Origin of the sequence: Nonomuraea sp. NPDC050556 (assembly GCF_044457355.1) — a bacterium.
In the GTDB taxonomy this organism is placed as follows: Bacteria; Actinomycetota; Actinomycetes; order Streptosporangiales; family Streptosporangiaceae; genus Nonomuraea.
The window spans coordinates 1607280-1627743 of record NZ_JBITGU010000001.1; the positions used below are offsets into that span (position 1 = coordinate 1607280).

The following is a 20464-nucleotide window of genomic DNA, read 5'->3' on the forward strand; positions in this document are numbered from 1 at the left end:
TGGAACTCGTCCGCGCTCTCCGTTCCCGGCGACGTGCTGGCCGGGGCCGCGGCGAGCGGGTCGCTCGGCCCGCGCACGCTCGGGCTCGCGTGTTCCTCCGTCTGCCTCTACTGGGCCGGTATGGCCGCCAACGACTGGGCCGACCGCGACCTCGACGCCGTCGAGCGGCCGGAACGGCCCATCCCGTCCGGCCGGATCCCGGCGTCCGCCGCCCTGGGGATCGCGGCCGGTCTCACCGCGGCCGGGCTGGGTGCGGCCTGGCTGTCCGGGGGGGCGCCGATCGCTGGCGGTCGCCGGGACGCTCGCCGCCGCGGTCTGGGCCTATGACCTGGTGGCCAAGAACACCGCCGCCGGGCCGGGCGCGATGGCGCTGTGCCGCGGTCTCGACGTGCTCCTGGGGGCTCGCTCGGTGTCCGCCGCTCTTCCCGCTGCCTCGACGGTCGCCGCCCACACCTATCTCCTGACCGGATCTGCCGCGCCACCCAGCACGTCATGACCACCCGCGACCCCGACCTCACCCTCGCCTACATCCCCCACCTCGACTACGACCTGCAGCGCTACGGCCCCTCCGACCCGCGCTCCGCCGCCGCCGCCGCGGAACTCGACGCCGTCCTCGCGCCGCTCCTGGACGCGGCCGCTGCCCAAGGCAGGACCGTGGTCGTCCTGTCCGAGTACGGCATCACCGACGTGTCACGCCCCGTCGACGTCAACCGGGCCCTGCGTACCGCCGGGCTCCTGCGCGTGCACACCCAGGACGGCATGGAATACCTCGACCCCTGGACCTCCCGCGCCTTCGCCGTCGCCGACCACCAGGTGGCCCACGTCTACGTGCGCGACCCCGCCGACGTCGCGGCCGTCGCCGAGGTGTGCCGGTCGGTTCCCGGCGTGGGCGAGGTGCTCGGCGAGGAGGGCAAGCGGGCGTACGGCCTGGACCATCCCCGCTCCGGCGAGCTGGTCCTGCTGGCCGAGCCCGACGCCTGGTTCACCTACTACTACTGGCTCGACGACGCCATGGCGCCCGACTTCGCCCGCGTGGTGGAGATCCACAGGAAACCCGGCTACGACCCGGCCGAGCTCCTGTTCGATCCCGCGGCTCCCGGAGCCGCCAAGGCCCGCGCCGCGTGGGCGCTCGCGCGCAAGAAGGCCGGTCTGCGCTACGTCATGAACGTCGTCGGCCTGGACGCGGGGGCCGCGGCGATCCGCGGCTCGCACGGGCTCCTGCCCGCCGAGCCCCGGGACGCCCCCGTCCTGCTCTGCTCCGACCCCTCGGCGGTCAGGGAGCGGTTCGAGGCGCTGGAGATCAAGGACTTCCTGCTGGATCTCGCCCTGTCAGGCGGTCAGGAAGCGGAGGGGGTCGGCGAAGACCTGGTTGAGCACCAGGTCGGCCGCGCCCAGGGAGGCGGCGGTGACGCCTAGGGTCGACAGGCGCAGGTCGCAGGGTGCGAGATCGGCGGCGAGGACGTGCGCGTCCAGCTCGGCGCGCAGGGTCTCCAGGAACCAGGGGGCCAGGACGGCGAAGAAGCCGCCGAGGATGAGCGCGCGCGGGTTGAGCAGGTTGAGCAGCGCGGCAGCGCCCCGGCCGAGCCACGTGCCGTGGTCGCGCAGCGCTGCGAGGGTGGCGGGGTCGCCCGACGTGGCGCGGGCCAGCAGCAGCGCGACCTTCTCGTCGTAGGTGCCGCGCTCTCCTGGGGCGACCCGGCCGTGCAGCGTCTCCAGGCCGACGACGGCCTCCCAGCAGCCCGTACGGCCGCAGCCGCACAAGGCGTCGTTCCCGGCGATCCGCATGTGGCCGATCTCGCCCGCGTAGCCGAAACCGCCACGGTAGACGCGGCCGTCCAGGAGGAGCCCGGCGCCGACGCCGACCGTGCCGGTGAGATAGGCGGAGTCGGCGGGCGCGCCCCTGCGGTGCTCGGCGACGACGGCCAGGTTGGCGTCGTTGTCACATGCCACGCCGCCGGGCAGCCAGTCGGCGACGCGGACGTCGCGCCAGTGCAGGTTGGGCGCGTGCCGTACGGTCGCGGTGTCCGGGTCCACCAGCCCGGGGACCGCGATGCACGCCCCGAGCAGCGGGCGGCCCAGCCCCTCGGCGATCGCCACGATCGCCGCGCGGGCCTCCACGGGCGTCGGTGACCGTACGGCCAGCCGTTCGCTCAGCACGACCTCGCCACCCAGCGTGACGGCCACCGCGTTGAGGAAGTCCACGTTGACCTCGATGCCCAGCGCCACGGCCGGCCCGCCGTCCAGGGTCAGCAACATCATCGGGCGGCCCCTGCCGTTGGCGGGGGCCAGGCCGGTCTCGGTGAGGAGACCGGCCTCGATCAGATCCGCGACGATGCTCGTGATGGCGGCCTTGACCAGCCCGGTGTCGCGGGCCAGGTCGGCTCGCGAGCGGGTGCCGTGCTCCCTGACCTGCGCCAGGACGAGGCTCGCGTTGTGCCTGCGTACGGTCGCCGAGGTCGCGTGACCGTCAGCGAACGCCATACAGGTGCTCGATGGCGAGCTGGTCGAGCCGCTCGAACGCCATGCCGCGGGCGGCGAGGGCGTCCAGGTCTGGAGTCATAGCACGCAGGGTACGCCAATCCTCCCCCTCGGCCAGCGTCGGAACGGCCAGCTCGTCCACCCGCGCCGCGGCCAGCGCCTCGACGACCTCCGGGTCGGCGCGGAACGCCCTGACCTTGCCCCTGAGGATCAGGTAGTTGCGCATGCATCCGCGTGCCGACTCCCACACGCCCTCGTCGTCCTCGGTGCGCGGCGGCTTGAAGTCGAAGTGGATGGGGCCGTCGTAGTCGCTGGACTCCAGGGCGTCGACCGTCCAGAAGGCGCCCTCGACGTTCCCCGCGCCGAACCGCAGGTCCTGGTCGTAGCGGGGGCCGTGCTGGCCGTTCAGGTCGATGTGGAAGAGCTTGCCGTGCCACAGCGCCTGCCTGATGCCGTGGGCGAAGTTCAGCCCGGCCATCTCCTCGTGCCCGACCTCCGGGTTGAGTCCGACCAGCTCGGGGTGCTCCAGCTCGTTGATGAAGGCCAGGGCGTGGCCGATGGTCGGCAGGATGATGTCGCCGCGCGGCTCGTTCGGCTTCGGCTCGATGGCGAAGCGCAGATCGTAGCCCTTCTCCAGGACATAGGAGCCGAGGATGTCGAAGGCCTCCTTGTACCGGTCGAGAGCGGCCCTGATGTCCTTGGACGCGCCGGACTCCGCGCCCTCGCGGCCGCCCCAGCACACGTAGGTGCGCGCGCCGAGCTCGGCCGCGAGGTCGATGTTGCGGAGGACCTTGGCGATCGCGTACCGGCGCACCTCGCGGTCGTTGGAGGTGAAGCCGCCGTCCTTGAAGACCGGGTGGGCGAACAGGTTGGTGGTGGCGGTCGTGACCACCAGGCCCGTCTCCTCCAGCGCCTTGCGGAAGGCACCCACCCGCTCGTCGCGGTCGGACTCGTCGAAGGCGAACACGTCGTTGTCGTGGAAGTTGACGCCGTAGGCGCCGATCTCGGCGAGCTTGTGCACGGCACGCTCGGCCGGCATCGGCGCGCGCGTCGCGGAGCCGAACACGTCCTGCGCGGCCCAGCCGACCGTCCAGATGCCGAAGGAGAACCGGTCCTCGGGGGTCGGGTCGTAGGTCATGGTCAGTCCTCATTCCAGGAGAGGGTGGCATCGCGAAGCTCGGCATGCCGGCGGCGGATCACCGGCTGCTCATCGCCGGTGAAGATCTTGTAGGGGGCTTCCGGCCAGACGGGCGGCGTTCCCGTCAGCGCCCAGGCCGCCTGGCGGGCCGCTCCCAGGGCCACGTACTCAGCCGGTTCCGGCACCGCGACGGGCAGCCCGAACACGGTGGGTGCGATCCGGCGTACGGCTTCGCTGGAGGCGGCCCCGCCGATCAGCACGATCCGCTCCGGTGCCGCGCCCAGGCGGGATGCGGCCTCAGCGAGGCCTGCCAGCATGCCCTCCACGGCGGCGCGCGCCATGTTCTCCCGCGTGGCGTTCCCGGTGGTCAGGCCGCGCAGCACGCCGTCCGCGCCGGGGCGGTTCGGCGTCCGCTCGCCGTCCAGATAGGGCAACAGGGTCAGCCCGCCCGCGCCCGGCTCCGCCCGCAGCGCCAGCGCCGACAGCTCCTCGAGGGTGGCGCCGGTCATGGCGGCCATCGAGGTCAGCACCCGGGCCGCGTTGAGCGTGCAGACCAGCGGCAGGAAGCGGCCGGTCGCGTCGGCGAACCCGGCGACGGCGCCGCTGGGATCGGCGGCGGGGGTGTCGCTGACGGTGAAGGCGGTCCCCGAGGTGCCGAGGGAGACGACCACGTCGCCGGGGCGCAGGCCGAGCCCGACCGCGGCCGCCATGTTGTCGCCCGTCCCCGCGCCGAGCACCGCGCCCCACGGCGTCTCCCCGACGACCTCGCCGGGCCCGGCGACGCGCGGCAGCGCCAGCTCCCGCCCGATGGCCGCCTTCACGTAGTCCGGCAGCCAGGCCCCGGCGGCGGGTGAGAAGTAGCCGGTTCCCGAGGCGTCACCCCTGTCGGTGGCCGGGACGGTCGCGCCGAGCCGCCAGGTCAGCCAGTCGTGCGGCAGCAGGACCGACTCGGTGCGGGCGGCATGGTCTGGCTCGTGCTCGGCGAGCCAGCGAAGCTTGGTGACGGTGAAGGACGCCGTCGGGACGCTGCCAGCCGTACGGGCCCAGACCTCCGGCCCGCCCAGCTCGGCGACCAGCGACCGGGCGGCGGCGGCGGAACGGGTGTCGTTCCACAGGAGGGCGTCGCGGACGACCTCCCCGTCACCGTCGAGGGCCACCATGCCGTGCTGCTGTCCGGCGACCGAGACGGCGGCGGCACGTTCCAGCAGACCGTCACCGGCTGCCTGGAGCGCACGCCACCAGGCTTGCGGAGGGCAGGAGGTGCCGTCGGGATGGGGGGCGGAGGCGCTCTCCACGACCTCGCCCGTGGCGGCGTCGCACAGGACGACCTTGGTGCTCTGCGTGCTCGAATCCACGCCTGCTACCAGCATGCCCCTATTTTGTTCACCACCTGAACTTAGTGTCAATCCCTGCGATCCCCCGGATTTCCCCGGCGGAGCCATGGGACACCTGAGACACGGTGCGCGCATGCATGGTGAAGATCGGCATGTCCCGCGAGGACGGCGGAGCCCGGTCGCCCGGGCTCCGCCGTACGGTCAACAGACGAAGAAGCTCTCGGGATAGCTCTCCCCATAGATCAGGGGGATGGTGAGGTACGGCGTGCCGTGCGAGGTCAGTGTCGGCGTGCCGCCGTCGGAGTATCTGGCCGAGACCATCTGGCAGGCATCCGCCATGGCCCCGCGATCGTAGGCCTCGGCGGTGGACTCCGCCTTGGAGATGACGGCCAGCTTACTGGCAGGCCCCCACCACGAGCCTCCTTCCTCCGTTCCGTAGAACGGATAGCTCTGGCAGGACTCGGCACTCCTGTCCCGGTCCTTGCAGGGGTTGGGCTGGTACTGGAGCTGGTCGAACCAATCGGGCGCGAGCACCTTCTGCTTCTCGCTGTCGCTCACGTAGTGCGTCCTGACCCAGGCCGGTGTCTTCTCGATGGCCTGGTCGGCGTTGCTCGCGCTCTTCCAGGTCTCCTTGTTGGTCGGGAAGTAGATCGGCGTGCTCATACACGTGTCCGCGGGCAACCCTGCCTTGGCCGTCATGGTGAGGCAGGTGCCTGCCGCGACGTCGGCCATCGCCTCCGTCAGGCGCCAGCCGGTACCGAAGCGTTGACTGAAGGTGGGGTTGCTCACGTAGTCCATGATCCGCTTGCGGACCAGGGCCCTGCGTCCCTCGTCGCTCACCGCGTTGGCCCGGTAGACGAGGACGTCGCCCGCTGTCAGGTCGGGTCGGAACCACGGCCACGGGGGTTGTACCTGCACACGCAGTTCCTTCCTCCGCTGGACCAGCATCCGGCTCCCGTCAGCAGTGAGCATTGGCCGCTTCTCCACGGGAACCACGGCTTTGGCTGCCGGACTCTCCCAGTAATCGGTGCCCAGGCTGGTGGTGCCGCCTACGCCGAGGTTGCGCACCAGGAGGTCGGTGTAGCCGGTCGCGTTGCCTGTCCAGTACATTCGCGGGCTGGCGAAGGTGTCACCATTCGCGGTGGTGGCGAACGTGTCCGGGCTCAGCGCCTCCAGCTCCGGCCAGCTCTCGATGGCGCGTTCTGTGGTGATCACGCCGTCGACCGGCGCTTTGTAGAGATCGGTCCGGTAGGTGCCAGAGCCTGGCGCGGTTTCCCGGCGGGCGACCGCGAAGACCTGCCGCCCGTCGGCGGTCAGCAGAAACGAGCTCGGCAGGACCTGCCCGGTGGAGCAGCCATCGGCCACGACCGACCTGGTGTTCCTGACGAGGTCGAGCAGGACCAGGCCAGGACAGGGAGACCCGTTCTGAGTCCCGACCTGGTCGTTGAGTAGCACCCGATCGCCTTGGGCCGAAACCGAGAACCCGGCGGCCAGCCAATAGGTGCTTGACGTGGCGACGATCGTGTCCGCTCCGGTTCGCAGGTCCTTCCGGTGGAGCTGGGAATTCTGGTCCTGGCCGGCCTTGTAGAACAGCACGCTCCCGTTGGCCGCCAGTTCGAAGTAGCCCGTCAGATCCGGTGAGGAGACCTGGACGACCTTCCGGGCGTCCACCGTGGCCACGGTGATCGTCTTGGCGGCGCTGAGGTAGGCGACCGTGTTCCCGTCATGGGAGATGCCACCGCCGTAGAAGGCACCCGCATGCGCCGTGGCTGTGTAGGAGCCGCTCTCCGTGAGGCCGACGGGTTCGATTCTGCCTGTGTCGATCTCCTTACGGATCAGACAGTAGGCGAACTGCGGGGCGCACCAATCGCGGTAGCGCAACGGGACCAGCGTGCTGTCCGGGTCCACCGCCATAACGGCGTATCGGCCATCCCCGGACAGCAGCACCTTGGTGGCGTTGCGGTAGTGGGGATCAGGACGACCCCACTCGTTCACGTCCACCCTGCTCATCGCTCCGACCGCGGAGTAGAGCCCCTGGACCTGCACCGAACCGCTCGGTCCCGCGCCATCACCCTGACCGGCCCGGTTCTCGGCGTAGACCGTGACCTGATGGTCACTGCCCGGGGAGAGACCGGGCACCACGGTCCCCCGCTCGGTGGCAGCGACCGTGACGGTCACGCCTCCGGCGGTCACCCGGTAGCGGGTGACCGGGGATCCGCCGTTGTCAGCAGGTGGCTCCCAGGCCACGGCGATGCCGTGGACGGCCGGTTCCGCACGGACGTTGCGCGGCGCACCGGGTGGCACGGCGCCGACGTGGACGGCGGCCGTGGCCTCGTACGTCCGCCCGGCGGCGACCCCCTCGGCCTTGATCAGCGAGGGTCCCTCCTGATCAGGGGTGTAGTCACCGTTGTCGTCGATCTTGCCCGAGCCCTCCACCGACCAGGTGATCGGACCGATGGTGGAACCGTCGAGGCCCACGCGGGTGGCTGTGAAGGACACCGGTTGCCCGTGCCGTGTCTCTGCCTGATCCGGGTCGATCCTCAACCCCCGGAAGGGGCCGTCGGCCTCGGCTATGGGCCATTCGGCGAGCTCGAAGCAGTCTTCGCAGATCTTCTCCGCCTCGAAGCCGAAGGCCGCGAAGCTGGCCGCCAGCTCGATGATGAGCCCGCCCTCGATCTTCCACCAGGGATCGGCCTCCTTTCCCGGTTCTGGGGCTTCGGTGCTGGCCTCGAACTCGATCTGGGGCTTGAGCGTCGCCTTGAAGCCGCCGCCGACTTCTTCCGTGATGTCGAACAGCGAAACTGAGGCCTCGATGGGCAGACTGATGGCCGCCTTCAGCTCGCCGTCCACGTCCATGGTGGTCGGCTCGGACCCCTGGGAGTCTCGGACCTGATAGATGTCGATGTCTCTCAGGCTTGCCCTGACCCCGACGCCGATGCGGCGCTTCTGGGTGACCTTGGCCTTCATCTTCACGGCGCCCTTGGCTTCGACCTCGACGGCGAGTTCCACGGCCACGATCAGGACGACGGGTACGCCGCCGATGGTGAACCGCCGCTTCTTCTCGACTCGACCGATCTCCTGCTTGAAGCTGCTCTTCAGCACCGCCTTCATGTCCACGTCGGCTTCGAGGGAGGTGTCGAGACCCGCTTCCGCGCGGATCCAGGGGTTGCCCCAACCCAGCCCTCCGTCCAGATCGAGGTACGGCCCGGCCGCGAAGGTGGCTCTGAGATGCCCGCCGAACTCGGCACCGCCCTTGAGGTGTTCGCCCGCTACGGCGAGGGCCAGCACGTTCTTGCCTTCACCGAACCGCATGTCCAGGGTGAGCGCGAACTTTCCGTCGCCGAAGCCGTACCGCACGTCGAGGGGAGGAGCGTCGTCGGCTGTCGCGGCGGCGCCCGCCCGGCTCACGGTGACCCCGTGAGTCGCGCCCAGGCTGGTCACCTCCACCCCGGTGGGGGCGGACCCGGCCAGGTCGGCGGCGGCATCGGACAGGAGTTGGCTGGAGCTGAATCCGGCGGCTCCGAAGATGTCGGAGAGGTTGCCCGCGTCGGTGGCCAGGCGCAGGTTGCCACCCGTCTGCTCCACCCATGTCACCTTGCGTAACAGCCCGTTCGGTGTCTTGGCGTGCACGTCGGCGACCAGGATCGCGCCCGGCCGCACCGAGGCCAGCTGCGCCGGAACCCCGGCGAAGTCCAGCACGCCGTTGCCGCTGATCGAGTTCAACGCGGACAACGTGGCCGCGTTGAGGACGATGGGGGTTCCGACCAGCTTCATCGCAGCCTTGACCGGCTCCTTGGTCGTGACGGCGCCGCCGTACCCCTCACTGTTGTGAGCCTGAATGGAGAAGGTGTAGCCGGTGGCGGGGTCGAGGTCGGCGATGATCGCTTCGGTGGTGTTCACGTCGACTGTCTGGTCGCCTGGAGTCACCTTGACCCGGTAGCCATCGATGGCGTCGCCGCCGTCGTCGGCCGGCTTGGTCCAGGTCACGCGGATCTTGCCCTGGGTCTCGGCTGTGGCGGCGACGTCCCGGGACAGGCCGGGGACGCGCAGGGTGGCTGGAGTGAGGTCGATTCCGACCGGCTCGCCGTCGCCGTTGCGGTTGGTGGCCGCGATGCTCACCGTGTAGGCCGTACCGTTGGTCAGGCCGGTGAACTCGGTCGTGTTGACGGTCGCGCCCAGGCGCTGCTCGGGGATGCCTCCCGAGATTCGCACCACGTAGCCGGTGATCGGCGCGCCGCCGTCGGCAGGTGCGCCCCAGCGCACGGCCAAGCTGCCGTTCCTGGTGCCGCTCGCGATGATCACGGGCTTCTGGGGTACGGCTCCCGCGACCGGCAGGACGAGCCCGGGGTACAGGGCGGGCACGCCGTTGCCGCCGGAGTAGGTGGCGGTCACCGCCACCATGTAGGGCTCGTCGTTCACCAGCCCGCCCAGTTCCGTGCTGGTGGTCGCGGCGGGCACCGTCGCGGTCACCGGTTGGCGGTTCTCCGTCAGCGGAGTGGCGGTGACGGTGTAGCCGGTCACCGGTTCCTCCCCCGCGACCGGGGCCACCCACGACACCTTGGCCGCCTCGAAGCGGGGCAGCACCTGCTCGATGGTGGGCGTGCCGAGGCGGGCGTAGGCCGAAGGGGTGATCGGAGAGCCAGGGTTGGCCGCGGGGCCGGAGCCCGCGTCGTTAGCCGCCATGATCGACAGCCGGTAGGCAATACCGTTGGTCAGCCCTGGGATCTCTGCCGAGAGTTTGTCACCGGCGACGGTGATCGTCTGGTCCCCTGGCCGTACGGTGATCCGGTACTCCTTGACCGTCGCGCCATCAGGCTTGCCCCAGAACAGGTCGATCTTCCCGTTGCCCGGCTGCGCCCGCACATCGACGGGGGCGCCCGGGACGGGCTGAGGGGTGACCGCTGTGGAGGGCGTCGACGGCGCGGAGTCACCGTTGCCGTTGGTGGCGACCACGGTGAAGGTGTACGGCGTGCCGTTGGTCAGACCCGGCACCACAGCCGTCGTGCCGGAGACGGTGACGGTCTTGCCGTCCGGCTGGGACGTGACGGTGTAGCCCACGATGGCCGAGTCGCCCGTTTCCGAAGGCGCGTCCCAGGTGACGGTGGCCTTGCCGTCCCCCGAGACGGCTCTGACGTTGGTTGGCGGCCCCGGACGGGCGGTCTGGCCAGGACTGACGCCGTTGGATGGCTCGGAGGCCGGGCCTGTGCCGAGCCGGTTGGTCGCGTTGACCCTGAAGGTGTAGGTCTTGCTCTCCTCCAGGCCTGTCACCAGGACCGTGGTCTGGGTGGCCGGTACGGCCTCGCCCTCCGAGGGGATGACCGTGTACCCGGTGATCGGTGAACCGCCGTCGGAGGCGGGCGCCTCCCAGGTGACCAGGATGGCCTTGGCAGAGGCGCTCGCTGCCCGCACGTTGACGGGGACGCCCGGCGGGCCGACCGGCGTCACCGGAGCGGACTCCTGCGACGCCACGCCGAGCCCGGCCGCGTTGGCAGCCTTCACGGTGAAGGTGTACGCCGTGCCGTTGGTCAGACCCGGCACTACGGCCGAGGTGGCCGTGGCGGGGGCTGGGACCGGCTGCCCGTGGGAGGGGATGACCGTGTATCCGGTGATCGGCGAACCGCCGTCGGAAGCGGGCGCGTGCCAGCTCACCGTGACTTGCCGGTCACCGGCGACCGCGCTCACCTCGGCCGGTGGGCCGGGTGGGGCCGCCGGAGTCGCGGCCACCGGCGCCGAGGCGGGCGAGGTGCCCGCGGCATTGCTCGCCTGGACGGTGAAGGTGTACGGCCGGCCGTTGACCAGGCCGGACACCACGACCGAGGTGGCAGTGCCATCGGCGGTGACCTTGATGTCGCCGGGATCGGCTCGCACGGTGTATGCGGTGATCGGCGACCCGCCGTCAGCGGGAGCGGACCAGCTGACGGTCGCGCTCGCGTCGCCGGGGACGACACGCACACCCGTGGGGGTGGCGGGAATGGTCCGGGGGGTGACCGGAAGTGACGGGCTGGAGACCGGTCCGGCGCCGACGGCATTCGAGGCCTTCACCGTGAAGGTGTAGGCGACGCCATTCGTCAGCCCGGTCACCGTAGCCGTGGTGCCGGAGATGGCGACGGTCCCACCAGCGGGATTGGTCGTCACGGCGTAGGCGGTGATGGGTGAACCACCGTCGGCCGGAGCCGTCCAGCTGACAGTGGCCTGCCGGTCGCCGGGTGCAGCACTCACTCCGGTGGGCGCTCCAGGAACCGTGGCCAGGTCGACGTTGAGGATGGCGTTGAACTTCTTGTACGTGTAGGTCGCGGCCAGTTCCGGGCCGGCCAACATGACCTTGGCTTCGGTCTTGCCCGTGTCTGCCAGCGTCTGCAGGGAGGCCTTGAGAGCGTCACCGGTGATCTCCCCGGTCAGGGCGACCGTACCGGTGGCAAGCTTGGTGCCTTTCCCGCCGAAGTTGTCGCTCAGGACGCTGTGGATGTCCTGGACCCAGGGCTTCTGGCTGGAGTCGCCGGAGATCCGGTTGCCCTGGACCCAGGCCTTGGCGATGCGCTTGCCGACCAGAGCGCTGGTGTTCCACCTGACCACCGAGCGCAGGTAGGAGTCTCCGCCGCCGTACTGGCTGTTGCCGGTGTTGACGTACCCGTCGTTCAGGAAGACGTCGGCGGGCGACCTGTGCATGTAGGTCACCGAGCTGCTCTGTCCGATCACGAGGGTGGGATCCACCGACACGGGGTAGACCCGGGCCGGGTCCGCCAGCCACGCGGAATCTACCGCGACTGTCAGCAGCCAGCCATCCTCGGACCGTTCGACTCGGTAGGCGCCGCCAATCCTGGCCGGAGCCTTGCTCTCCCCTCCGGAGGAGTCCCAGACCTGAATGGGCGGGAAGAACCCGGCTACGGCCCCGCCTTGATCCTTGAGCAGGACGCGATCGCCTTCCACCGCCGGGGTCAGCGCGCCGGTGGTCAGCCGAAACCGCCACATGCCATCGCCTCTGGCCGACGGCTTGCGCAGGACGATCGTCTCTTTGATCGCGTTCGGCTCGACTTCGTATTCAAGATCGGTGGCGCCGGTGATTCCCGCGTACCTGACGAGGTCGCGATCTTTGGTGTCGATCGTCGCCTTCGCCGGGCGCGCGTCCAGCGCAGCCATGACGACCTCGTGGTCGCCGAGCTTGGCCCTCAGCATCCCTCGATCGGTGAAGACGGGCGCCATGGCGTGGTTCCCGGTTCGCAACTGCCCGGTGGGACCCTCCAGGCGCACGCGGGTATCGATCGGCCGCCACACACCGTCGGCGCCTGTGGCGTTCAGTGGTAAAGATCCGATGCGCAGGCTCTGGCTGCCGTCGGGACGTTGAATGAGGTCGGTCCATTCCGTTCTTTTGATCACTCCGGCTGCGGGCGGCTGAGCTGGATCGGTTTGTGCGGCGGCTGGGGCCTGAGTCTGTTTCGGAGGAACTGCTTGCGCCGATACCGGGCTCAAGGCCAGGACCACGACCATGCCTGCGGTCACAGTTCTTAATCGGGCGGTCAGCATTCGCCACGCCACCTCACCTGGACGACCTCGACCGCGTCAGAGAAGGACACCGAGTACTGGCCGGGACCCGGGTAGTAGTGCACGCACTTCACGTACTTCGCACCTGACTGCGTGTAGTAGGTGACGTCCACGTGATCCTGCCCAGGGTCGGGACTGCCGTTGTTGAACCAGTAGCGACCGACGATGCCCTGGCCACGCGGGTACGGCCCCCACCCGGTGTCGGTGCCCCAGATGGCGTTCGTGTTATAGGTGGGTGAGACGCAGAAGAACCCGCGTGAACACCCTGGCGGCGGAGCCACATCAGCCGCCGCCGGGGAGACGCTCGCCACCACGGCGGTGGCAGCGGCAATGAGCATGGCAAACAGGCGTTTACGCATGATTACTCCTTCTGGTTAGTCCCGACGTGCCAAGGCAGCCGGAACCTAGCCGGGCCGCTCGGATGTGGTGAATACCTTTTGGTCACGACCAAATAGCAGAATTAGCCGCGGTATGGCACTCCTGGCACCGCTTCTGGGACCATTGCCCGGGGGTGTGAATGCAGCGGATTCACTTCACAGCCGACGACCTGGGGCGGGTACGGCTGGCCGATGGACCTGATTCCTTATGGGAAATCCTGTCGGGTGCCAGCATGCTCGGAAAAAGCGACGGCTCCTGGTTGTTCGACACCTGGAGGCGCGGAACAGGACGGCGAGCCGTACAGGATTTCCCGATGCTGCGGCGGCTGGCTCCGCCTCGCGGATACCTGGCCGACTTCCTCACCCCGACCCGCAGCACCGGCGACCTGGACGACGGCATCGACGCCGTCCTCTCAACCCCACGGCACCGGCTGCGGACAGACGTGGGACGGCTGCACGCGGAACGGCCGCTGCCCGGCTGGGCTCGCCCTCTCGCCGACGGCGACCGTATGGCCTTGAATCAGCTGGAGGGGGAGCTGCGAGCCTTCCATCACACCGCGATCGCGCCCTATCAGGAGCAGATCAACGCGCAGGTACGCGCCGACCGGGCCAAACGCGTCGGCGCCATGGTGACCGGCGGCGTTGAACATCTCCTGTCCACCCTGCATCCCCGCATCCGATGGGAGTCTCCGATCCTGACCATCGACTACTCCTCGCCCCGGGTGCCGGACCGGGACGTCCATCTCGACGGGCGCGGGCTGCTGGTGCGCTCGTCGTTCTTCTGCTGGCCAGACCCGCTGACCCTGCGCGATCCCGACCTCCCCCCGGTCCTGGTCCTCCCCGTCCAGCACCAACCCGGCTGGGCCACACCCGCGACCCCCGATCAGCCAACACCTCACGGGCGGCTGGAGGCCCTGCTCGGCGCCACCCGCGCCGCCGTACTCCACTGCCTCGCCAACGAGCAGGAGTGCAACACCACCCAGCTGGCCCGCCGCACCGGCATCTCCATTCCCTCAGCCAGCCAGCACCTGACTGTCCTGCGCCAGTCAGGGCTGACCACCAGCGACCGCCACGGCCAGCAGGTCCTGCACAGCCTCACCTCGCTCGGCCATACCTTGCTCGGCACTTCGCGGGGGCGAGCCTGAACGCGCACTCCACAAGGAGGACAAGATCGAATGTGCGTGCCGCTCAGTTGATCTTCGCTGCGCAGGCCTTACGCGGGCTCGCGTACGGCCTGGCAGCCGTCCAGCTCGCCGCCCTGCTCCAGGCCGGCGGGCTGGGGGCCGTCGGGGTCGGGCTCGTGCTGGCTGCCGTCATGGCGGGAGGTGCGCTGGCCAGCGTCGCCCTGGCCCGCTGGGGTGACCGGTTCGGCCGCCGCCGCTCCTACGCCGTGCTGTACCTGGCCCTCGCCCTGTGCGGGTCGCTGATCGCGGCCGGCGCGCCGGTGTGGCTGCTGAGCCTCGCCGCGCTGTCCGGCGCGCTGTCGGTCGAGGTGGTCGAGTCCGGGCCGTTCACCACGGTGGAGCAGGTCATGCTGGACGGCAGCGGCGTCGCCGTACGCGGCTTCGGCCTCTACAACGCCGTCGCCGCCATCGCCGGGACCGCCGGAGCGCTGCTGGGCGCGCTGCCGCTGTCGCGCTGGCTGCTCGGCGGGGTGCTGGTGGCCGTGGGCGTGAGCGGCGCGCTGCTGGCCCTGCGGCTGCCCGCCTCGCTGGAGGTGGCCGCGGTCCGGGTCGCCGCGCCGGTCCGTCCCCGCCCGGTCGTGGTACGGCTGGCGGCGCTGTTCGCCGTGGACAGCCTGGCCGGGGGGTTCGTCGTGCAGGCCTACCTGGCGTACTGGCTGGGCGTGCACTACCAGACCGGTACGGCGGGCATCGGGCTGCTGTTCGCCGGCTGCGCCGTACTGCAGACCGCGTCGTTCCTGCTCGCGCCGGTCATCGCGGGCAGGTTCGGACTGCTGAACACCATGGTCTTCACCCACCTGCCGAGCAACCTGCTGCTCATCGGCGTCGCCTTCGCCCCGGGGTTCGCGGTGGCCGCCGGGCTGCTGCTGGCCCGCGCCTGCCTGTCCTCGATGGACGTGCCGACCCGCCAGGCGTACGTCATGGCCATGGTCCCGCCCGGCGAGCGCACCACCGCGGCGGCCGTCACCAACACCGCCAGGTACCTGACCCGGCCGATCGGCCCCGCGCTGGCCGGGCTGCTGACGCCCCTCGGCCTGGCCTGGCCGTTCCTCATCGCGGGAACGGCCAAGACCCTCTATGACCTGACCCTGTGGCGGATCTTCCGCCGCGTCGAACTCTGATGTGCGGTACTACCTCCGGCACGTGGCAGGGTCGTAGATCTCGGTCGTGCAGGGGAAGAGCCGTAGGTCCAACTGCCGGAGGCGGAAGCGGTGCCCGATGTACCTAGAACGCCAACTTCGCAACACACGTAACGGCCATGGACTGGACCTACGGAACTTGGGGTTACAGGTGTTCGCAGGTGCGCTTGCCCGACAGCTCGTTGTAGAAGGCCCACCTCAGCAGGCCGCGGGTGACGGGTCCGTAGACGCCGTCGGCCTTGACCCCGCTGGCGGCCTGGATCCACGTGATGACGTCCACGACGTGCTGTGTGTAGACGCCGTTGATGACCATCGTGGGGGCGTTGTTGCAGTACTTGAGCGACGCCTGCAGCGCCTCGATCGAGCCTCCGCCGCCGCCCCTGCCCACGCCCAGGACGCAGTCGATGACGGGGCTGAAGCCGTAGTAGAAGACCGGGACCGCCGCGCTCCGGCCGGGCTTGTTGTAGCTCATCTTCCCGTTGCAGTGGTTGTACGCCTGGGCGGTGGCGGCTTGGTTGGCGTGGGCCGGCAGGGCGGCGGTCGTGGCGAGCGCTCCACCGGCCAGCACGGTGACCGCGATTCTCGCGAGGGTACGCATTCCGGGCCTCTCCTGTGATCGACGAACGGACGGACCTCAGAGTGAGGCGGCCCGATCTGCCGTGTCACGGCCGGAGATGTTGCTGCTTTGATGCGCAACATCACCAGCAGGAGATGGCCGGGGTGGGAAAATGAGGCATGACCTGGATCCAGTCGGCGCGCCGTACGGGTCCACAGCGCCACCCCGACAGGGGCAACACCCAACTGCTCGACGCCACCCAGTTCGGTTTCGGCCCCCGCTTCCTGCGCCACTTCGAGGTCGTCTCCAGCGAGGAGTCGTCGGTGTGCGGGCAGGCCCTGCGGCGCGGTGCGCCGATGGTGGTGCGCGACGTCGCCTGCGACCCGCTCATCGCCGGCGGCCCCTCGCTCGGCGTGCTCCTCGACGCGGGCGTGCGCAACGTCTACTCGGTGCATCGCCGCGCAGCCGACGACGACCCCGCCATGGACCACCACCTGCTGTGGCCCCTGGCCCAGCGAGCTGCCTGGCTGCTGCATCACGCATCCTGAACAACCACGAGGAGAGGCGGACCCTTGGACAACGAACTCCTGGTACCACTCGACGCGGGAGGCCGGCGCATCTACCTGTCCGTCACCGAGCTGAACCCGGTCGACGGTGAGGAGAAGGAGATCGGCGCCCGCGTCCCCACGCTGGAGCAGGCGCTCGACGGGCTCGCCAACCTGGCCCAGGTGATGGGCGAAAGGCTGCGGGAGACCGACGCGAGCAAGGTGACCGTGGAGTTCGGCTGCGAGTTCGCTCTGGAGTCCGGCTCGTTCGTCGCCGTCATCGGCAAGGCGAGCGGCAAGTCCACCTTCAAGGTCGGGCTGGAATGGGCGCCGAAGCCCTAGTTCCCGCGGCGACGGTGGCCATCGCGGTGCCGTCGCTGTCGAGCCTGGGCACCGGGTTCTTCGTGGCTCCTGGCGTGGTCGCCACGTGCGCCCACGTCCTGGAGCCCGGTCTGGCGATCGAGGGGACCCTGGGCGGCGTCGCGCTGGAGTTCACCTGCGAGCCCGGCCACTACTTCAGGGACGCCTCCGGGCTGGACCTGGCCTTCCTCACCGTCGTGGGCGAGCCGCCGCGGGTGACGCCCGTCACGCTGTGCGGGGCCGCCGAGGTCGGCGATCCGCTGTGGACCTACGGCCATCCCAAGGGGGCCTTCCGCGCCGGCCAGCCCGCGACCTTCAGCTACGAGGGATCGTCCCTCCGCTCGGCGGAGCCCGGCTCGCCCGCGCTCCCCCGGCTCCGCGGCACGCCGGTCGCGGGCGGTTTCAGCGGCAGCGCCGTACTGAACCTCCGTACGGGCTGCGTGCTCGGCATGTTGTGCACGTCCGACCACAAGGGCAGCGCCCACCTCGTGCCCGCCGGGGAGATCCTCGCGTGCTGCCCGCTGCCGGTGCGGGCGCACGAGGAGTGGCTCGCGCTGCTGTCGGACGAGCAGATCCGCGCGAGCGGCCTGCGCTACGCCGGACCGCGCCTGCGCACTTATCTGGGTACGGCTGCGCATGCGGCGCGAACCCACCCGAACGCCGGGACCAGGCGGGCGCCCCAGCTCGCGGAGGTGTACTTCGAGCAGCGGGCCAGGCTCGGCGACACCGGCGAGATCCTGACAGCTGACGCGATCATGGAGCTGCCCGACGACTGCCTGCTCGTCGGTGAGCCTGGCGCGGGCAAGTCCACCCTGCTCAGGCACATCATGATCACGCTGGCGCGCCGCTGGACCGACGGCGACGGCGCGGACGTGCTGCCGGTACGGGTCCACGCGGCCGCCCTGACCGGCGGATCCCTGCCGGAGGCGATCGCCGCGGCCGTCAGGGCGGAGGCGCTCGGCTGGGAGAGCCCGCCGCCGGAGTTCTTCCGCGAGCCGCCGGTCGCCGGGGTGCGCTGGCTCGTGCTCGTGGACGGGCTCGACGAGGTCATGGCGCCCGACAGGCGGCGCGACCTGCTCGACGCGCTGGCCGCGCTGCGCGCCCAGGCCTCAGGACACCGCTTCCTGGTCGCGACCCGCCCGCTCGACCTCGACGGGAACGTTCGCACCCTGACGTTGCTGCCGCTCGAGAGCGGCGAGCTGGCCGCGTTCTCGGCCGGGTACGGCATAGCCGACCCGGCCGCCTTCGCCGCCGCCGTCGCGGACGCGGGCCTGACCGAGCTGGCCGCGACCCCGCTGATGGCCACGATGCTCTGCCTGCTCTTCGCCGAGCGGCCGGGCCGGGCGCTGCCCGCCGGGCGCCTGGCGATCTACCGGCAGTTCGTGGAGCTGCAGCACAGGCACCAGTTCCGCGACGGCGCCGAGGGGGTCGTCCAGCAGAGCGTCACCGCGGTGACCAGGTTCGGGCCTGGCGCGGTCGCGGGCGCCGAGGCGTTGCGCGACCGGATGCCCGAGCTCGTCGGACGGCTGGCGCTGGCTCGCCACGACGGCGTGCGCGACCCGGCCGCCGACCTGATCGCGGGCTGGACCGCCGCGCAGCGCCCCGCCCAGCTGAACGCGGCCGACTGGACAGAGCTGGTCAGGGAGTTGCTGCGCCGCTGCGGGCTGCTGGTGGAGGCGGCGGGCGACTTCCGTTTCCTGCACCGGACGCTCCTGGAGTTCATGGCAGCCGAGGCGATCGCCGCCGACGGGAACCGCAGCGGGGTGGAGATCAAACGTCTGCGCAAGGCGCCCACCGCGCAGGACCTGTTCCTCGCCGGGGCTCTGGCGGACGACAGCCGGATGGTGCAGGCGCTGCGCAAGCTCGCGGGACGCCTGGCCGGGGCGCTGTTCGTGGCCGCGCTCATCGGCGAGGGCGCGGTGCACGACCCAGGGCTGATCGCGCGCGCCACTGCGACCCTGCGGACGAGCACGCGGAAGTTCACCACCATCTACCAGAGCGACCGGCTGGCGGCCGCCTTCGCCCTGGTCAGGATGGGTGATCCGGAGGCGGCCGACCTCCTGGCCGCCCTGGCCCGCACCGACGAGATGAACGGCTCCAACCGGGTGCTGGCCGCCGAGGCGCTCGCCAGGCTGGACCTCGCGCGGGGTGTGGCGATGCTGCTCGCGCTGTCCGCCGATCCGGCGCCGGTCCTGGCGAACCAGAGCAGGGCCGACGCCGCTGAGGCGCTCCTGCACCTGGGCCTGCCGTACGACGCGGGCACCGCCTGGGCAGCGCAGAGCGCCGACGCCTCCTTCGGCGAAGGTCGCAGGCGCTACGCCGCCGAACGGCTCGCGGAGATCGGCGACCCGCGCGCCGCCGACGTGCTGGCCGTACTCGCCATGGGAGACCTCCGCTACGTCGACGCGGTCTCCGTCGCGGGCAGGCTGGCCGGGATGGGCGACCCGCGCGGGCTCGCCCTCCTGACCGATCGGGCGCTGCACGACGAGGATCCGCACGCCAGGGGCTTCGCGGCCGAGGCGCTGGCCCGGCTCGGCGACCCTCCCAGGGACACGCTCGCCCGCGCTGCGGCGGATCCCCAGCTCGACCTCGCCCGCGTCACGGTCGCCGCGGCGCTGGTCGAGCTCGGCGACCCGCGCGGGGCAGCGGCGCTCGCCCAGCTCGTCACCGATCCCGGCCTGCGCGACCACCTGCGGTCGAAGGCGCTGGCCGAGCTGTGTGACCTGGCTCCGGAGGAGGCCGTCTCCGCTCTGGCCGATCTGTCCGGCGACCCGATGCTGCGGTTCCAGGCGGTGCTGGCCCTGGCCGAGGTGCCCGGTCTGGACGTGTCCGAGCTGTGGTCCGCCCTCGCCGACGACGCCTCGGCGCTGGGTCCGCACGTGGTCGTCCGGGTGGCGGCCGAGGTGGGCGGGCGCGGCGACCCTCGCGGCAACGTCCTGCTCAAGGGGATCGTGGCCGATCCCGAGGTGTCCGACGGGTACCGGCTGGACGCCGCCAAGGCGCTCGCCGACCTCGGCGACCGGGACGCCGTCGAGCTGCTCGCCGCCCTCGCCGGCACGGCCGCCTCGTACACGCGGGTCAACGCGGCCGTGGCCCTGGCGGCCCTGGACGCCGAGCGCGGCGCGGAGCTGCTGGCCGGGCTGGCGGTCGAGGACGGTCATGCCGCCGACGCGCTCGCCCGGCTGCGGCGACCGGAGGGCATGCTGCTGTTGTACGGCGCGGCCAGGCGCGAGTCCCACCCGTGGGCGGCGGAACGCTTCGTCGAGCGCGCCGGTCCTGACGAGGCCGACCTGCTCGCCGATCTGGCCACCGACGCCGGCCACGTGGGGGTCCTCGCCGCCGCCAAGCTCCTGAAGGTGGGCGACCCCCGCGGGCCCGCCCTGCTGACCGCATTTACCCGCGAGGACCTGCATCCGTCCTTACGCATCAGAGCGGCGGCGGCCCTGGGCCGCGCCGGGTCCCCGACGGGTACGGCGTTGCTCCAACGACTCGCGGGCGACACCACTCAGGAGACGACGCACCGGGTGTGGGCCGCCAGGGAACTGGCCGACCTCGGCGACCCGAACGCCCTCGTGCACCTCGCGAAGGACCCGTCGGGAAAGGGCAAGCAACGCACCGACGCGATCGACCGGCTGGCGGAGCGCAACCACCCGAGGGTGACGGAGCTCTGGGCAGCCATCGTGGCCGACCCGGGGATCGACGACTACTACAGAAGGCTCGCCCGCGGCCGCCTCACAGGCCACTACCCTTCGGATTTCGACGAGTGGTGAGTGTTCGGCCCGCTGGTGCCAGGGCCTGTTACGGCGGCGGGGGC

Annotated in this window: 13 protein-coding genes and 1 pseudogene; 8 read left to right on the plus strand and 6 right to left on the minus strand. The window is 71.0% G+C overall.

The window, feature by feature from the left end; genetic code table 11:
* The first annotated feature begins 33 nt into the window (after positions 1-33).
* The 3 genes and pseudogenes from ACIBG8_RS08180 to ACIBG8_RS08190 all read left to right on the plus strand — a co-directional run.
* On the plus strand, positions 34-327 hold the full coding sequence (locus ACIBG8_RS08180) for a UbiA family prenyltransferase (protein WP_397341886.1): 294 nt from the start codon (positions 34-36) through the stop codon (positions 325-327).
* 4 nt (positions 328-331) lie between these two features.
* Positions 332-496, plus strand: a complete 165-nt coding sequence (locus ACIBG8_RS08185; protein WP_397343956.1) for a hypothetical protein — start codon at positions 332-334, stop codon at positions 494-496.
* A pseudogene (locus tag ACIBG8_RS08190) lies at positions 457-1416 on the plus strand (alkaline phosphatase family protein); the annotation flags it as partial. The gene ACIBG8_RS08185 and the pseudogene ACIBG8_RS08190, both read left to right, overlap by 40 nt.
* Here the strand turns inward: ACIBG8_RS08190 and ACIBG8_RS08195 are convergent.
* The 5 genes from ACIBG8_RS08195 to ACIBG8_RS08215 all read right to left on the minus strand — a co-directional run bounded on the left by ACIBG8_RS08195 (position 1330) and on the right by ACIBG8_RS08215 (position 12848).
* Positions 1330-2481 carry an ROK family protein gene (locus ACIBG8_RS08195; protein ID WP_397341887.1) on the minus strand — a complete coding sequence of 384 codons (1152 nt, stop codon included), beginning with the start codon at positions 2479-2481 and terminating at the stop codon, positions 1330-1332. The pseudogene ACIBG8_RS08190 and the gene ACIBG8_RS08195 overlap by 87 nt on opposite strands.
* A complete protein-coding gene (gene xylA / locus ACIBG8_RS08200) occupies positions 2468-3616 on the minus strand; it encodes a xylose isomerase (protein WP_397341888.1) in 1149 nt (382 codons plus the stop codon). Before xylA ends, ACIBG8_RS08195 begins: the two co-directional genes overlap by 14 nt.
* 2 nt (positions 3617-3618) lie before the next feature.
* Positions 3619-4986, minus strand: coding sequence for a xylulokinase (gene xylB, locus ACIBG8_RS08205; protein WP_397341889.1), 1368 nt, complete (start codon positions 4984-4986; stop codon positions 3619-3621).
* A 165-nt stretch (positions 4987-5151) separates the two neighbouring features.
* Positions 5152-12150, minus strand: a complete 6999-nt coding sequence (locus tag ACIBG8_RS08210; protein WP_397341890.1) for a fibronectin type III domain-containing protein — start codon at positions 12148-12150, stop codon at positions 5152-5154.
* A gap of 314 nt (positions 12151-12464) precedes the next feature.
* Positions 12465-12848 (minus strand): hypothetical protein, encoded by a 384-nt coding sequence (locus ACIBG8_RS08215; RefSeq protein ID WP_397341891.1) that lies wholly within the window; start codon positions 12846-12848, stop codon positions 12465-12467.
* 251 nt (positions 12849-13099) lie between these two features.
* Here ACIBG8_RS08215 and ACIBG8_RS08220 point away from each other — a divergent pair, with 251 nt between their 5' ends.
* Complete coding sequence (locus ACIBG8_RS08220; RefSeq protein WP_397341892.1) at positions 13100-14011, plus strand: ArsR/SmtB family transcription factor; 912 nt, start codon at positions 13100-13102, stop codon at positions 14009-14011.
* A gap of 32 nt (positions 14012-14043) precedes the next feature.
* Positions 14044-15171: an MFS transporter gene (locus ACIBG8_RS08225; RefSeq protein ID WP_397341893.1), complete on the plus strand. Its 1128-nt coding sequence runs from the start codon at positions 14044-14046 to the stop codon at positions 15169-15171.
* 163 nt (positions 15172-15334) lie between these two features.
* On the opposite strand, the gene ACIBG8_RS08230 is transcribed toward ACIBG8_RS08225, so the two are convergent.
* Entirely contained in the window at positions 15335-15787 is a 453-nt protein-coding gene (locus ACIBG8_RS08230) for a hypothetical protein (protein ID WP_397341894.1), read from the minus strand.
* Positions 15788-15924: 137 nt separating this feature from the next.
* Between ACIBG8_RS08230 and ACIBG8_RS08235 the strand changes: the two genes are divergently transcribed.
* From ACIBG8_RS08235 to ACIBG8_RS08245, 3 genes are read left to right on the plus strand one after another with little or no spacing between them, the layout of a single operon-like run.
* Positions 15925-16293 (plus strand): hypothetical protein, encoded by a 369-nt coding sequence (locus ACIBG8_RS08235; protein ID WP_397341895.1) that lies wholly within the window; start codon positions 15925-15927, stop codon positions 16291-16293.
* 24 nt (positions 16294-16317) lie between these two features.
* Positions 16318-16632, plus strand: a complete 315-nt coding sequence (locus ACIBG8_RS08240) for a CU044_2847 family protein (protein ID WP_397341896.1) — start codon at positions 16318-16320, stop codon at positions 16630-16632.
* Positions 16614-20420, plus strand: coding sequence for a HEAT repeat domain-containing protein (locus ACIBG8_RS08245; RefSeq protein WP_397341897.1), 3807 nt, complete (start codon positions 16614-16616; stop codon positions 20418-20420). The genes ACIBG8_RS08240 and ACIBG8_RS08245 overlap by 19 nt, the downstream gene beginning before the upstream one ends.
* Positions 20421-20464 lie beyond the last annotated feature (44 nt).

Excerpts from the sequence above, each read along its gene's own strand:
- ACIBG8_RS08220 (WP_397341892.1), top strand. The coding sequence starts at position 13,100 with ATGCTCGGAAAAAGCGACGGCTCCTGGTTGTTCGACACCTGGAGGCGC.
- ACIBG8_RS08210 (WP_397341890.1), bottom strand. The coding sequence starts at position 12,150 with ATGGCGCCCGTCTTCACCGATCGAGGGATGCTGAGGGCCAAGCTCGGC.
- xylA (WP_397341888.1), bottom strand. The coding sequence starts at position 3,616 with ATGACCTACGACCCGACCCCCGAGGACCGGTTCTCCTTCGGCATCTGG.
- ACIBG8_RS08215 (WP_397341891.1), bottom strand. The coding sequence starts at position 12,848 with ATGCGTAAACGCCTGTTTGCCATGCTCATTGCCGCTGCCACCGCCGTG.
- ACIBG8_RS08195 (WP_397341887.1), bottom strand. The coding sequence starts at position 2,481 with ATGGCGTTCGCTGACGGTCACGCGACCTCGGCGACCGTACGCAGGCAC.
- xylB (WP_397341889.1), bottom strand. The coding sequence starts at position 4,986 with ATGCTGGTAGCAGGCGTGGATTCGAGCACGCAGAGCACCAAGGTCGTC.
- ACIBG8_RS08245 (WP_397341897.1), top strand. The coding sequence starts at position 16,614 with ATGGGCGCCGAAGCCCTAGTTCCCGCGGCGACGGTGGCCATCGCGGTG.
- ACIBG8_RS08235 (WP_397341895.1), top strand. The coding sequence starts at position 15,925 with ATGACCTGGATCCAGTCGGCGCGCCGTACGGGTCCACAGCGCCACCCC.
- ACIBG8_RS08230 (WP_397341894.1), bottom strand. The coding sequence starts at position 15,787 with ATGCGTACCCTCGCGAGAATCGCGGTCACCGTGCTGGCCGGTGGAGCG.